At 60.3% G+C, this 15,117-nt stretch carries 13 protein-coding genes; 1 reads left to right on the top strand and 12 read right to left on the bottom strand.

The features are described from left to right. Nucleotides 1–6 precede the first annotated feature (6 nt). The 4 genes from AC1Q6Y_RS26870 to AC1Q6Y_RS26855 form a co-directional block, all read right to left on the bottom strand. Nucleotides 7–708, bottom strand: coding sequence for a lipoate--protein ligase family protein (locus tag AC1Q6Y_RS26870; protein WP_492625516.1), 702 nt, complete (start codon nt 706–708; stop codon nt 7–9). 143 nt (nt 709–851) lie between these two features. Further along, nucleotides 852–1,688, bottom strand: a complete 837-nt coding sequence (gene trpC, locus AC1Q6Y_RS26865; RefSeq protein WP_492625515.1) for an indole-3-glycerol phosphate synthase TrpC — start codon at nt 1,686–1,688, stop codon at nt 852–854. Next, the gene (gene trpD / locus AC1Q6Y_RS26860) at nt 1,685–2,734 is read right to left on the bottom strand and encodes an anthranilate phosphoribosyltransferase (protein WP_492625514.1); all 1,050 of its coding nucleotides are present in this window, start codon (nt 2,732–2,734) and stop codon (nt 1,685–1,687) included. Before trpD ends, trpC begins: the two co-directional genes overlap by 4 nt. A gap of 9 nt (nt 2,735–2,743) precedes the next feature. Then, nucleotides 2,744–3,337, bottom strand: coding sequence for an aminodeoxychorismate/anthranilate synthase component II (locus AC1Q6Y_RS26855; protein WP_007906885.1), 594 nt, complete (start codon nt 3,335–3,337; stop codon nt 2,744–2,746). A 408-nt stretch (nt 3,338–3,745) separates the two neighbouring features. On the opposite strand from AC1Q6Y_RS26855, the gene estP reads away from it, so the two are divergent. Then, entirely contained in the window at nt 3,746–5,656 is a 1,911-nt protein-coding gene (gene estP / locus AC1Q6Y_RS26850) for an esterase EstP (RefSeq protein WP_090451732.1), read from the top strand. A 164-nt stretch (nt 5,657–5,820) separates the two neighbouring features. Here the strand turns inward: estP and trpE are convergent, their stop codons facing one another. The 8 genes from trpE to AC1Q6Y_RS26810 form a co-directional block, all read right to left on the bottom strand. Next, the gene (gene trpE, locus AC1Q6Y_RS26845; protein ID WP_492625513.1) at nt 5,821–7,302 is read right to left on the bottom strand and encodes an anthranilate synthase component I; all 1,482 of its coding nucleotides are present in this window, start codon (nt 7,300–7,302) and stop codon (nt 5,821–5,823) included. Nucleotides 7,303–7,371: 69 nt separating this feature from the next. Beyond that, nucleotides 7,372–8,190 (bottom strand): phosphoglycolate phosphatase, encoded by an 819-nt coding sequence (locus tag AC1Q6Y_RS26840; RefSeq protein WP_492625512.1) that lies wholly within the window; start codon nt 8,188–8,190, stop codon nt 7,372–7,374. Beyond that, nucleotides 8,187–8,861 (bottom strand): ribulose-phosphate 3-epimerase, encoded by a 675-nt coding sequence (gene rpe / locus AC1Q6Y_RS26835; protein ID WP_007980198.1) that lies wholly within the window; start codon nt 8,859–8,861, stop codon nt 8,187–8,189. The genes AC1Q6Y_RS26840 and rpe overlap by 4 nt, the downstream gene beginning before the upstream one ends. A 115-nt stretch (nt 8,862–8,976) precedes the next feature. Further along, nucleotides 8,977–10,125, bottom strand: coding sequence for an iron-containing alcohol dehydrogenase (locus tag AC1Q6Y_RS26830; RefSeq protein ID WP_492625511.1), 1,149 nt, complete (start codon nt 10,123–10,125; stop codon nt 8,977–8,979). Between the two features lie 238 nt (nt 10,126–10,363). Beyond that, nucleotides 10,364–11,188 (bottom strand): ABC transporter permease, encoded by an 825-nt coding sequence (locus AC1Q6Y_RS26825; protein ID WP_007980200.1) that lies wholly within the window; start codon nt 11,186–11,188, stop codon nt 10,364–10,366. Between the two features lie 12 nt (nt 11,189–11,200). After that, on the bottom strand, nt 11,201–12,448 hold the full coding sequence (locus tag AC1Q6Y_RS26820) for an ABC transporter permease (RefSeq protein WP_007980201.1): 1,248 nt from the start codon (nt 12,446–12,448) through the stop codon (nt 11,201–11,203). Nucleotides 12,449–12,662: 214 nt separating this feature from the next. Then, nucleotides 12,663–13,706, bottom strand: a complete 1,044-nt coding sequence (locus AC1Q6Y_RS26815) for an ABC transporter substrate-binding protein (RefSeq protein WP_057713080.1) — start codon at nt 13,704–13,706, stop codon at nt 12,663–12,665. A gap of 48 nt (nt 13,707–13,754) precedes the next feature. Next, the gene (locus AC1Q6Y_RS26810) at nt 13,755–14,879 is read right to left on the bottom strand and encodes an ABC transporter ATP-binding protein (protein ID WP_046039490.1); all 1,125 of its coding nucleotides are present in this window, start codon (nt 14,877–14,879) and stop codon (nt 13,755–13,757) included. Nucleotides 14,880–15,117 lie beyond the last annotated feature (238 nt).

Here is a 15,117-nt window from a genome sequence, read left to right as displayed (position 1 = left end):
GAAAACCTAGCCGCTGAACATCTGCGCCAGCATCAACCGGTAGAGTTCGTCCAGACGTGCCAGTGCATTGGGTGCCGCGAACTTCTCATGCAGCGCGATGTGGCTTTCGGCGCGTACCCGTTGCTCCAGATCGCAGGCCTCGTTGAAACGATTGACCGCGGCGACCATTGACGCTCGCTCGTTATCGATCAGCATCGCTCCGTGCACCAGTCCTACCGGGCGCTGCCCACCCTGACTCTGGCGCCAGCGCTGGGCGGTTCCGACCATTTTGCGTCCATCGAGGTTGACGTTGAAGCGACCGTCACAGAAAGCGCCTTCGATTTCACCCAGGGACGAACTACCACCCAACTCATCCAGCAACTGACAAATCGGATCGCACAAACGGTGGTAACCGGTTTCGATGCGATTCAGATCCCCTTCGCTGCGCGGCGGCGCGTAAACCAGTGCGATGTTGATGGTCGAGGCCGATTGCGGCACCGGCTCGCCACCGGTTTCACGCAACAACACCGGCCAACCTGCCGCCGCCGACACTTCACATGCAGCCTCGAAACCGGGCAGGCGGTTCAAACGGCGCGGCATGACCAGCGCCCGATCGCTCGGCTGCCAGAACAGCAGGCCGAACTCTGCGTCGCCGGCGCATACCGATGCCAGCAAGTCCTGTTCGGCTTGCAGGCCGGCTTCGATGGTCAGGGAAATAGGTGAGGTCATAAGGTATTCCGTAGGACATAAAGTCTGTGGTGCTTCTTATGCCGCTATCGCGAGCAAGCTCGCTCCCACATTTGATCCCGGCAGCTCATAGATTTTGTGGCCACCATCAAACCCTGTGGGAGCGAGCTTGCTCGCGATGCTTTTTAGTCTAGGGTTGAGCCGCTGACAGGCACGCCGCGCTCAGGGAAGAACAGACGCTGCAACTCGGTACCCGGGCTTTCGGCACGCATGAAGGCTTCACCGACCAGGAACGCGTAGACGTCGCTGATTTCCATCAGCTCGACATCGGCGCGGTTGAGGATGCCGCTCTCGGTGATCACCAGCCGATCACGCGGGATACGCGGCAACAGGTCGAGGGTGGTTTCCAGGCTGACATCGAAGGTGTGCAGGTTACGGTTGTTCACGCCAACCAGCGGAGTATCGAGGGTTTTCAAGGCCCGCTCCAGTTCGTCGCCGTCGTGGACTTCCACCAGCACATCGAGGTTGACGCTTTTGGCCACGGCTGCCAGCTCGGCCATTTTCACGTCATCCAGCGCGGAAACGATCAAGAGCACGCAATCGGCCCCCAGGGCCCGGGCTTCGACGATCTGGTACGGATCGATCATGAAGTCCTTGCGGATCACCGGCAGGTTGCACGCGGCACGTGCCTGTTGCAGGTAGGTATCAGCGCCCTGGAAATAATCGATATCGGTGAGCACCGACAGGCAGGTCGCACCGCCCTTCTCGTAGCTTCTGGCGATGTCGGCGGGAACGAAGTTCTCGCGGATCACGCCTTTGCTCGGCGAGGCTTTCTTGATTTCTGCAATGACTGCCGGTTGCTTCAACTTGGCCTGGGCCAGCAACGCCTTGGCAAAACCTCGGGGTGCATCGGCCGCCTTGGCCAGATTTTCCAGCTCGGCGAGGCTGACGCGAGCGCTACGCTCGGCGACTTCCTCAACCTTGCGCGCCAGAATCTTTTCCAGAACCGTCGGTACACTCATCCCTCATTCTCCACTTTGAATACCGCGGTAAATGCACCCAGCTCCTCAAGCTTTTCTCGAGCGAGGCCGGTGTGCAGCGCATCGTGCGCCAAGGCAACGCCTTCTTTCAGGCTGCTGGCAAGGTCGGCCGCGTATAGTGCGGCACCGGCATTGAGCACGATCATCTCGGCCGCTTTCTGACCGTTCTCGGTCTTGCGCTTGCCCAGGGCATCGCGAATCAGTTCCAGGGAAGCCGCCGGGCTTTCCACGGCCAAGCCATGCAGGCTCTGGCTCTTCATGCCCAGGTCTTCCGGTTCGACCCAATACTCGGTGACCTGGCCGTCCTTCAGTTCAGCGACAAAGGTCGGCGCGGCCAGGCTGAATTCGTCCAGGCCATCCTTCGAATGCACCACCAGCACATGCTTGCTGCCCAGGCGCTGCAACACTTCCGCCAGCGGCCGGCACAAGGCCTGGGTAAATACGCCGACCACCTGATGCTTCACACCGGCCGGATTCGTAAGCGGGCCGAGCATGTTAAACAAAGTACGCAGACCCAGATCCCGACGCGGGCCGGCGGCGTACTTCATCGCGCTGTGGTGAGTCTGGGCAAACATGAAACCAATACCAACATTGTCAATACAGCGCGCCACCTGCACCGGCGTCAGGTTCAGATAGATACCGGCCGCCTCCAGCAGGTCGGCACTGCCGCTCTTGCCCGAGACTGCACGGTTGCCGTGTTTGGCGACCGTACAACCGGCCGCCGAAACCACGAAAGCGGAAGCGGTCGACACGTTGAAGATATTGGCGCCGTCACCGCCGGTGCCCACCACATCGACCACACCGTCGAGGGTCTTGAGTTCGACCTTGTCCGCCAGTTCGCGCATCACCGACACGGCACCGACGATTTCGTCGATGCTTTCGCTCTTCATGCGCATGGCCATCATGAACGCGCCGATCTGCGCGTCAGTGCATTGCCCGGTCATGATTTCGCGCATGACGTCGCGCATTTCATCGGTACTGAGGTCGAGGTGATCGACGATGCGGCTCAGGGCTGTCTTGATATTCATGAAAAGTCCTTAGCGCGTGCCGCCGGTTTGTTTGAGGAAGTTGGCGAACAGTTCGTGGCCCTGCTCGGTGAGGATCGATTCCGGGTGAAACTGCACGCCCTCGATGTTCAGGGTCTTGTGACGCAGGCCCATGATCTCGTCGACCGAGCCGTCTTCGAGCTGGGTCCAGGCCGTCAGCTCCAGGCAATCGGGCAGGGTTTCGCGCTTGACGATCAACGAATGATAGCGGGTCACCGTCAGCGGACGATTCAGGCCTTCGAATACACCCTTGTCCTCGTGAAATACCGGGCTAGTCTTACCATGCATCACTTGGCGGGCGCGCACCACATCACCGCCAAAAGCCTGGCCGATGGATTGGTGGCCGAGGCAGACGCCAAGAATCGGTAGCTTGCCGGCGAAATGCTTGATCGCTTCAATCGAGATGCCGGCTTCGGTCGGGGTGCAAGGACCGGGGGACACAACGATGCGTTCAGGGTTGAGGGCTTCGATTTCAGCGATGGTCAGTTCATCGTTGCGCACGACTTTAACCTGGGAGCCGAGCTCGCCCAGGTACTGCACAACGTTGTAGGTAAAGGAGTCGTAGTTATCGATCATCAGCAACATGGCGTTAAGAACCTCTTGAATTCACTGACTTTAAAGATGGCCTTCGAATGATTTACCCGCAGAGCGCTGCACTTTGTCAGGTGCCGGTGTAGCGCCAGCAAAGCGGCATTTCAAACAGGTAAAGAAGGCAAAGCGGTACAGGTCCGGCGAAGCCGGCAAAAGAATTCAGGCGCGCCAACGCCAGCGGGCGTGTGCCTTGATGACTTGATCCAGGAGTTTACTGATGATCAACACGGGGAAGGTCTCGTTCGTACGTCCCGGCACAGTAACTTAGCTGGGCAGAGCGCGCAATATCGCCGGGGGTGCTGCCCGCGAAACTATCAAAGGCTTCGCGACAGATGGCAAAAGGCCGGAAGTTTTTGGTACTGTCGTTTCGTTCACTAAAACAATAAATAAACGGACTTGCTCATGATCAAACAGACGTTGTTTGTACCGCTCGCAGGATGCTTGCTCGCGATCGCATGCGCCCAGGCGAACGCCGCACCTAATCCTTATACAAATTTCGTTGTCTTCGGGGACAGCCTCAACGATGCAGGGACCTTTGCCGACACGGGCGGGCCTGCCGGGGCGACGCAGCGCTTCACCAACCGGACCGGGCCGGTGTACCTGGATGGCAGCGGCGAAGTCCGCTCGCTCAACTCCACACAGATTCTGGGCGGAAAACTGGGGTTCTCGGCGGACCAGACCGCTTCATCATCTTCGGCGGTACGCGCCAACAACGGCCAGCCCGATGGTAACAACTGGGCTGTAGGCGGCTACCGTACCGACCAGATTCTTGATTCGATTACCAGCACCTCCGCCACCGGCGAACGCACCCGGGCCGGCTATCTTCCATCCAATAACTTCCGTGCCGACCCGAACGCACTGTATTACCTGTCAGGTGGCGGTAACGACTTCTTGCAAGGACGCGTCACCAGCCTGCCACAGGCCAGTGCCGCCGCCGACCGCCTGGCCGATAGCGTGCAGACGCTGCAAACCGCCGGCGCCAGATACGTCATGGTCTGGTTGCTACCCGATATCGGCTTTACCCCCGCATTCAACGGCACCCCGCTGCAAGCGTTCACGTCCCAGCTCAGCGCCCAGTTCAACACTGAACTGGTAAGCCGACTGCAAAACATCAATGCCGAAGTCATCCCGCTGAACATTCCGGTATTGCTCAAAGAGACGTTCGCCAACCCGGCACAGTTTGGCCTGGCCACCGACCAGAACCTCATCACCACCTGCTTCAGCGGCAACGGTTGCACCGAGAACGCCCGCTACGGCATCAACAGCGCCACGCCGGACCCGACCAAGCTGATCTACAACGACTCGGTGCACCCCACCGAAGCCGGGCAGCGCCTGATCGCCGATTACGCGTACTCCCTGCTGGCGGCGCCGTGGGAGCTGACCCTGTTGCCGGAAATGGCCCAGGGCACCGTGCGCGCGCATCAGGATGAATTGCGCAACCAGTGGCTGGCCGATTGGGAAAACTGGCAAGGTGTCGGCCAATGGCGAGCCATTGTTTCCGGCGGCGGACAGCATCAGGACTTTGACGGTCAGGACAGCGTGGCAAGCGCCGACGGCAACGGCGCCAACCTGAACATCGGCGGCAGCTATCGTCTCGACGATGCCTGGCGTGTTGGTCTGGTCGCCGGTTTCTATAACCAGGAACTCGAAGCCGGCAACAACGACTCCGACTACAAGCTCAACACTTACCTGGGCACGGCATTCGCCCAGTACCAGCAAAACCGTGTGTGGGCTGACGCAGCGTTGACGGCCGGGCATCTGGATTACGACAGCCTCAAGCGTAAATTCCAACTGGGCGTCAACGAACGCGGCGAAAAAGGCGATACCAGCGGATACGTCGAAGCCTTCAGCGCACGCGTGGGTTACGACATTGCGCAACAAGCCAGCAGCCCATGGCACCTGTCGCCGTTTGTCAGCGCCGACTTCTCCAAGGTACAAGTCGATGGTTACTCGGAGGACGGCAACAATTCCACGGCGCTGACCTTTGCCGATCAGGAGCGTATTTCCCGGCGCCTGGGCGCTGGCCTGCAGGGCAAATACCAGATCACCCCGCAAACCCAGGTGTTCGGCGAAGCGGCAATCGAGCGTGAGTACAACGACGACACCCAGGACGTGGACATCAACCTCAACAGCCTGCCGAACAACCAGTTCACGCTGGAAGGCTACACCCCGCAAAGTCACTTGCAACGTGTGAACCTGGGGGTGAGCCACAACCTCACCAAGGACCTGGCACTGCGCGCCAGCTATAACATTCGCAAGGACGACGACTTCACCCAACAAGGCATCAACGTAGGTGTTGCGCTGGACTTCTGATGTGCAGGCAATAAAAAACGCGGCGCCCTCACAGGCCCGCGTTTTTTTGGTGTCCGCAAATCCCCTGTAGGAGCTAGCTTGCTAGCGAAGGAGTGTCAGTCGACACTGTGTTGCTGACACTCCTTCGCTAGCAAGCTAGCTCCTACAGTAGGTTTTGCGTGGAGTCAGGTATTCGGGGTCTGTTCGGCCAGGGCAACGGCGCGGAACATCGCGCGGCGCTTGTTCAGGGTTTCTTCCCATTCCAGCGCCGGCACCGAGTCGGCGACGATGCCGCCACCGGCCTGTACATGCAGCTCGCCGTTCTTGATCACCGCCGTGCGGATCGCAATGGCGGTGTCCATGTTGCCGTTCCAGGCAAAGTAACCGACCGCACCACCGTAGACGCCACGCTTGACCGGCTCCAGTTCGTCGATGATTTCCATCGCGCGAATCTTCGGCGCACCGGACAAGGTGCCTGCCGGCAGAATCGCCCGCAGTGCGTCCATGGCCGTCAGCCCGGCTTTCAGTTGCCCGGTGACGTTGGACACAATGTGCATCACGTTGGAATAACGCTCGATGACCATTTTCTCGGTGAGCTTCACCGAGCCGATTTCCGATACGCGACCGGTGTCGTTTCGACCGAGGTCGATCAGCATCAAGTGTTCGGCGATTTCCTTGTCGTCCGACAGCAGGTCTTCTTCCAGCGCCAGGTCTGCCTCTTCATTGGCTCCCCGCGGACGTGTGCCGGCAATCGGGCGCACGGTGATCAGGTTGTCTTCGACCCGCACCAATACTTCCGGTGAACTGCCGACGACGTGGAAGTCGCCGAAGTTGAAGAAGTACATGTAAGGCGTCGGGTTGAAGCAGCGTAGCGCGCGATACAGATCGATCGGCGCCGCCTTGAAATCGATCGACATGCGCTGGGACGGCACGACCTGCATGCAGTCGCCAGCCAGGATGTATTCCTTGATGGTGTCGACGGCTTTTTCGTAATCGTCCTGGGTGAAACTGGAGCGGAACACCGGGTCAGCCGATTGTTGCTTGCTGAAGTCCAGGCCACGGCGTGGAGTGATTGGTTGACGGAGTCTTTCCAGCAACTCTTCCAGGCGTGCCTGACCTTGCTCGAAGGCGTCATTCTGGGACGGGTCGGCCAGGACGATGGCGTGCATCTTGCCGGCCAGGTTGTCGAACACCACCACGGCGTCGGACACCATCAGCAGAATGTCCGGTACGCCCAGCGGGTCCGGGTTCGGGCACTTGCCCAAGCGCTTTTCCACATAACGCACGCAGTCATAGCCGAAGTAACCCACGAGGCCGCCGTTGAAGCGCGGCAGGCCGGCAATGGTCGGCACGTTATAGCGAGCCTTGAAGGTTTCGACGAAGGCCAGCGGGTCTTCCACATCGTGGCTTTCGGTCTCGACGCCATCGACGGTCACGCTGACGTGATGATCGTGAACCCGCAGCACGGTACGGCACGGCAGGCCGATGATCGAGTACCGGCCCCACTTCTCGCCACCCTGTACGGACTCCAGCAAGTAGGAATTGGGCTCGTCGGCCAGCTTCAGGTAGATCGACAGCGGTGTGTCGAAGTCGGCCAGGGTTTCGCAGGCAAGCGGGATGCGGTTGTAGCCGGCAGCGGCCAAACGCAGGAATTCTTCGCGGATCATGAGGTGCCTCGTGGCTTGAGGATCGAACAGTCAGGTATGCAAACGCGCCGGAAACCGGCCAGGATCAAGTCAGGCGCGCCAACGCCAGCGGGCCAGGGCCTTGATGACTTTCATCCAGAGTTTGCGAGTGACCACCACGATGGCGTTTCCAGAAGGGGGTTTGACAGCGTCGGCCAACGTTATCTCAGCGGCCGGATCCAGGCAACCGGGAATTAGTTTGCGCAGGTCGTCGATCACCAGCGCCGGCGATTCTTCCGCGATCGGTCGGCCGTGGTTATAGCCGTAGCTCAGGGCTACGCACTTGACTCCCGCCGCCTTCGCTGCCTGCACGTCGCTACGCGAATCGCCGACGAACAACGATTGCGAAGCCGGAATATTGGCCATTTTCATCACGAAGAACAGAGCGGCCGGATCGGGTTTTTTCTGTGGCAGGGTGTCACCGCCGATGATCCAGCGGAAATAACGGCCGATTTTCATCTGATCCAGCAGCGGCGCGACGAAACGCTCCGGCTTGTTGGTGATCAGCGCCATCTCGACGCCCTGCTTCTGCAGCCATTTGAGGGTGTCGCGAACGCCGGGGTAAACCACAGTCAACTCATGGCTCTCGCCATAAGCCTGCATGAAATACTCCAGCGCCCGTTCGGCCTCGTCGTTATCGACCGCAGCATGATCAAGACCGCCAGCCAGCGCCCGACGCACCAGCACCGGCGCGCCATTGCCGACCCATTCACGCACCGCTTCCAGACCGGCGGATTGGCGACCGAGTTTGAGCAGCATCTTGTCCACAGCCACTGCCAGGTCCGGGACCGAGTCGATCAACGTACCGTCCAGATCGAACATCACCAGCCGCGGCAGTTGCCCCGGGAACAGCTGCTCAAAACCACTCATGGGCGAGCCAGCGCCAGTTCGGAACGCATCTTGTCGATGACTTCCTGATAGTTCGGCGCATTGAAGATGGCCGAGCCGGCGACGAAGGTGTCAGCGCCAGCCGCAGCGATTTCGCGAATGTTGTTCACGTTCACGCCGCCGTCGATTTCCAGGCGAATGTCACGGCCCGAAGCATCGATCAGCGCCCGCGCTTCGCGCAATTTGTCGAGGGTGCCAGGGATGAACTTCTGCCCGCCGAAGCCCGGGTTGACGCTCATCAGCAGGATCATGTCGACCTTGTCCATCACGTACTTGAGCACGTCCAGCGGGGTTGCCGGGTTGAACACCAGGCCCGACTTGCAGCCGCCTTCGCGGATCAGTTGCAGGGAACGGTCGACGTGTTGGGTGGCTTCCGGGTGGAAGGTGATGTAAGTCGCGCCGGCTTCGATGAAGTCGCCCACGATGCGGTCCACCGGGCTGACCATCAGGTGCGCGTCGATCGGCGCGGTCACGCCGTACTTGCGCAGTGCCGAGCAAACCATCGGGCCGATGGTCAGGTTTGGCACGTAATGGTTGTCCATGACATCGAAGTGCACGAAGTCGGCGCCGGCGGCCAGGACGTTGTCCACTTCTTCACCCAGGCGGGCGAAGTCGGCGGAGAGAATCGACGGAGCAATTACGAAGGGCTGCATGACGCACCTTTACTGAGCAGAATCACGATGGCGCGCATTGTATACCTCATGCTTTGACGCGCGCACCGTGAGCGCGATGATTGGACCTTGCCATCATCCATCAACGGCAATGGCTCTAGTACGCCGAGCGATAGATCTTTTCGATATCGACGGCACTCAACTTGCGTGGATTGTTGCGCATCAAGCGCTCGATCCCCGCCGCTTCCACGGCCATGGACGGGATGGCGTCCTCGGGCACACCGAAACTGCGCAGGCCCTGGGGAATTTCCACGGCGGCACACAGTTCGGTCATGGCTTGCACGGCTTTGTCGGCCGCTTCGTTGAGACTCAAATGAGCGGTCTTCACGCCCATGGCCTCGGCGATATCCTGCATGCGTTCGATGCAGGCCATCTTGTTCCAGGTCATGACATAGGGCAGTAGCAAGGCATTGCTGACCCCATGGGCAATGTTGAAGCGCCCGCCCAGCGGATACGCCAGCGCATGCACCGCGCCAACGCCGGCGTTACCGAACGCCATGCCGGCCATCAGGCTGGCAGTGGCCATGTCTTCCCGGGCTTGCAGGTTCGACGGGTTGGCGTAGGCCTTGGGCAAAGCCTTGGCGATCAGCTTGATGGCGCCGATAGCCAGGGAATCGGTAATCGGCGAGGCGTTGACCGACAGATAAGACTCGATAGCGTGCACCAGTGCATCGACGCCGCTGGCCGCCGTGACGCTGCGTGGACAGGTCAGGGTCATTTGCGGACTGACCAGCGCCACGTCCGGCAACAGGTAGTCGCTGACAATGCCCTTCTTCAGTTGCGCGACCTTGTCGGAAAGGATGGCGACGTTGGTCACTTCCGAGCCGGTGCCGGCGGTGGTCGGGATGGCGATCAGCGGCGGACCTTTGCGCGGGACCTGATCGATACCGAACAGATCCTCCAGCGCACCGTGGTACCCGGCGTAGGCTGCCACGCTCTTGGCAATGTCGATGGCACTCCCGCCGCCCAGGCCGATCAGCCCATCATGCCCGCCGTCGCGGTAAACCTGCATGCAATCTTCGACGATGGCGATTTCCGGGTCCGGCAGCACACGGTCGAAGATTTCGTAGGAGCGGTCACCCAACTGCGCCAGTGCCAGTTCTACCGTGCCGGACTTGACCAGGGCGACGTCGGTGACGATCAGCGGATTGTCGATGTCCAGGCGTGTCAGCTCAGCGGCCAGCTGCTCGATGGCACCTGCGCCGGTGATCAGTTTGTGAGCGATTTTGAAAGAGGAAAGACTCATGTGCGCAGCCTCTTATAGATAGGGGAGCTGGGCACAATAGTAGCTGGGGATTTGGAGTTGGCTGGTATTCAGGTCATGAATGACCGGAGAGTCCCGAAACCACACAAAACACCTGTAGGAGCGAGCCTGCTCGCGATGAACCTGAGAGCGACGCGGGCATTCAGAAGGCCCGCGTTATCGTTGGCGACCATCGCGAGCAAGCTCGCTCCTACAAGTTGCAGTGGATCGGTGTGTGGCTTCAGACCTGGGCAGTTCGCAGTTTCTCGCTACGCCCACGCAACCATTCCAGGGTCAGCAACAGGATCACCGAGAAGGCAATCAGCAGCGTCGCGGCCGCGGCGATGGTCGGGCTGAGGTTTTCGCGGATGCCGCTGAACATCTGCCGTGGCAGGGTCGCTTGCTCTGGGCCGGCGAGGAACAGCGTCACCACCACTTCATCGAACGAAGTCGCAAAGGCAAACAGCGCCCCGGAGATCACGCCCGGCGCAATCAGTGGCAAGGTCACCCGGCGGAACGTGGTCAGCGGCGAAGCGCCCAGGCTCGCAGCAGCCCGTACCAGGTTGTGGTTGAACCCCTGCAAGGTCGCCGACACTGTAATGATCACGAACGGCACACCCAACACCGCATGCACCACGATCAGCGAGAAGAAGCTGTTACCCAATCCCAACGGAGCAAAGAACAGATAACTGGCCACACCGATGATCACCACCGGCACCACCATCGGTGAAATCACCAGCGCCATCACCAGCGCCTTGCCGGGAAAGTCGCCACGGGTCAGGCCGATGGCCGCCAGCGTACCGAAGACCATGGCCAGCACCGTAGCCGCCGGGGCGACGATGATGCTGTTCTTCAGGGCGCGCATCCATTCCGCCGAGGCGAAGAAATCGTGATACCACTGCAATGAGAAGCCTTGCAGCGGGTACACCAGGAAACTGCCGGAGTTGAACGACAGCGGAATGATCACCAGCACCGGCAGGATCAGGAACAACAGAATCAAGCCGCAGAGAATCCGCAAGCTGTAGAACCACACCCGTTCGATGGGCGACATATAAGGACTCAGCATTTCGTTCTCCCCTTAGCTCAGGCGCAGGCGGCTTGCGCCTACCAGCCAGCTGTAAATCAGATAAAGCACGACCGTCGCGAGCAACAGCAGCCCACCAAGTGCGGTCGCCATGCCCCAGTTGATGCTGGTGTTGGTGTAGAAGGCGACGAAGTAGCTGACCATCTGATCGTTCGGGCTGCCCAGCAATGCCGGGGTGATGTAGTAGCCGATGGCGAGGATGAACACCAACAGGCAACCGGCGCCGACACCGGCATAGGTCTGCGGGAAGTACACCCGCCAGAAGCTGGCGAACGGATGGCAGCCGAGGGAAATCGCGGCACGCATGTAGGTCGGCGAGATGCCTTTCATCACGCTGTAGATCGGCAGGATCATGAACGGCAGCAGGATGTGCACCATCGAGATGTAGACACCGACGCGGTTGAACACCAACTCGATCGGCTTATCGATGATGCCCATGGCCATCAGGCCGCTGTTGATCAGGCCACCCGATTGCAGCAACACGATCCACGCCGCGACTCGTACCAGGATCGAGGTCCAGAACGGCAACAGCACCAGAATCATCAGCAGGTTGCTCTGGCGCGATGGCAGGTTCGCCAGCAGGTAAGCCAGAGGATACGCCAGCACCAGGCAGATCACGGTGATGATCAGGCCCATCCAGAAGGTGCGGGCGAAGATGTCGAGGTAGATTGCCTGATCCGGGGTGGCCGGGGCGATTTCGCCGAGGTCGTCGATGCGGTGATCGACAGCCGCCAGCAGGTAATACGGGGTGATGCTGCTGGTGTTGCGGCGCACCGCTTGCCAGTAGGCCGGGTCGCCCCAACGCTCATCGAGGCCTTCCAGCGCTTCTTTATAGGAGGCCGGTTCAGTGGCAAGCGGCAAGGCGCGGGCCGTTTTGGTCAGCAGGCTGCGATAGCCGGCCAGTTCCATGTTCAGGCGCTTGGACAGATCGCCCAGGGTCTGATTCTTGCGAGCCTCGGCGAGGTCTTCGGCCGCAGCTTTGTAAACCGGTTCAGCGGGCAGGCCTCGGCCATCCCAACTGGCGATGGCAGTCACGGTGCGCGGCATGCCGCCGACCACTTCCGGGTTGCCAACGCTTTTGTAGAGCAGCGCCACGATCGGCACCAGGAACACCAGCAACAGAAACAGCACCAGCGGCGCGATCAACGCCTGGGCCTTCCAGCGGTTGACCCGCTCGGCGTGCTTGAGCCGCTGCTTCAAGGTGGGGCTGGTGCCCTCGTTCAGGGGAACGGCGATAGCCATGACGTACTCCGCAAATCTTTGATCAATCGGTAATGTGGGAGCGAACTTGTGGCGAGGGGGCTTGCCCCCGTTGGGTCGCGTAGCGACCCCGAAACCTGCATTCCCGATGCATCAGATGCACCGCATGCAATGGTTTTACGACTGCTACGCAGCCGAACGGGGGCAAGCCCCCTCGCCACAAAAGCTCGCCCTCACAGGAGGGCGAGCCCTCTGCTTATTTCGCAGCCCAGGAATTGAAGCGCTGCTCCAGTTGCTCGCCGTTGTCAGCCCAGAAGCTGACGTCGATCTGCACCTGGTTGGCAATGTTTTCCGGGGTGGTCGGCATGTCTTTCAGAACATCCTTGGCCAGCAGCGGCACGGCTTGGGTGTTGGCCGGGCCGTAGGCGATGTTTTCCGAGTAGGTCTTCTGCTGCTGTGGCTGTACCGAGAAGGCGATGAATTTCTTCGCCGCTTCGGCACGTTTGGCATCCAGACCTTTTGGAATGGCCCATGCGTCAAAGTCGTAGATGCCGCCGTTCCACACGACTTTCAGGTTGCTTTCTTTCTGCACGGCAGCGATACGACCGTTGTAGGCCGAACTCATGACCACGTCACCGGAAGCGAGGTATTGCGGCGGTTGTGCGCCAGCTTCCCACCACTGGATGTTCGGCTTGAGCTCATCGAGCTTCTTGAACGCGCGGTCCTGACCGTCCTTGCCAGCCAGCACTTTGTAGACGTCTTTCGGCGCAACGCCGTCGGCCATCAGTGCGAATTCCAGGGTGTACTTGGCGCCCTTACGCAGGCCACGCTTGCCCGGGAACTGCTTGGTGTCCCAGAAGTCCACCCAGCTGGTCGGTGCGGATTTCAGTTTGTCGGCGTTGTAGGCCAGCACGGTCGACCACACGAAGAAACCCACGCCGCAAGGCTGGATGGCGCCCTTGACGTAGTCTTCGGTCTTGCCGAACAGCGCCGGGTCCAGTTGCTCGAACATGTCTTCGTCGCAACCACGGGACAGTTCCGGCGATTCAACCTCTACCAGATCCCAGGACACGCTCTTGGTGTCGACCATGGCCTTGACCTTGGCCATTTCGCCGTTGTACTCGCCGGCCACGATCTTGCCATTGCCTGCCGCTTCCCAAGGTGCGTAGAAGGCTTTGACCTGAGCCGCCTTGTTCGCACCGCCAAAGGACACCACGGTCAGATCCGGGCCGGCCGCCATTGCGTGTGCCGCGCCCATCATGCCCAGTGCCAAAGCGGTGAATTTCAGGGATCTCAACATTTATTGTTCTCTCCACGTGCAGGGTTGGTGTTGGTGTTGCCGGGGCGATCAATGCGCCTCTAAAAGTGGATCGAGCGCGCGAACGTGCTCGACCTGCCAGCCAAGCGGTACCACATCGCCGACGGCGAGCGAGGGATCAAGCTCGGCAATTGGCTGTTTCACGAAGAAGTCGGTCTTGCCGCAGACTTCCATGCGAACCCGGACGTGGTCGCCCAGATAGATGAATTCCTCGACTCGCCCGGAGAAGCGGTTGACGCATTGGTCGCTGGAGCCGTTGAGGCTCACTCGCTCCGGACGAATGGACAGGGTCACCGGCTCGCCGGTCTGGCCAACGTTGACCGCCAAGGCTTCCACCTTCTCACCGCGCCCGAGTTCCACAATGCAACGGTCGCCGGTTTGGCTGTGCAGGCGGCCATTGAGGCGGTTGTTCTCGCCGATGAAGTTGGCGACGAAGGTGTTTTTCGGCTCTTCGTAGAGGGTGCGCGGCGGAGCGATCTGCTGGATTTCGCCCTGATGGAACACCGCCACGCGGTCGGACATGGTCAAGGCTTCGCCCTGATCGTGGGTCACGTAGACCACAGTCACGCCCAGGCGCTGGTGCAGGTGCTTGATCTCCATCTGCATGTGTTCACGCAGCTGCTTGTCGAGTGCGCCGAGGGGTTCGTCCATCAGCACCAGTTGCGGCTCGAACACCAGCGCGCGGGCCAATGCCACACGCTGTTGCTGACCACCGGAGAGCTGCGCCGGGTAGCGCTGGGCGAAGGCATCGAGCTGGACCATGCTCAGCACGCGCTTGACCCGTGCACTGACGTCGCTCTTGTTCATGCCACGCACGGTCAGCGGGAACGCCAGGTTCTCGGCCACCGTCATGTGCGGGAACAACGCGTAGTTCTGGAACACCATGCCGATGTCACGCTTGTGCGGCGGCACGTTGTTGATGGCGCGCCCGGCCAACAGGATTTCGCCCGCGGTCGGCGTTTCGAAGCCGGCGAGCATCATCAGGCTGGTGGTCTTGCCGGAGCCGGACGGCCCGAGCAATGTGAGGAATTCGCCCTTGCGAATGTCCAGGTTGAGGTCCTTGACGATCAGGTTCTCGCCGTCGTAGCTCTTTTGCACTCCACGAAAGCTGACCAGAACATCATTGGCCCCTGCGCTTGAATCGACCTGGCTCATACCCACACCTTTGTTATTGATGACTGCTGTGGGGTTAAGCCTAGTGGACGCTGGGGACCACGCAAATCGGGGCGCAAGAGAGATTCGCCTCAGCCGGATGGAAGGTTGGGGGTAGGGATTTCCCTACAAGGATGGCGGGGATGGATAGGGCAGCAGCACGCTTCAAGCTGCAAGCCGCAAGAATCGGCAAAGCCGCTGCAAAAACATGTCGCTTTTGGATATGCCGGTAATCGGATAC

The sequence above is a fragment of the Pseudomonas sp. GW823-FHT06E10 genome, from assembly GCF_058794995.1.
Note: the sequence above shows the minus strand (reverse complement) of the source record. Positions and strands in the feature narration are given on the sequence as shown.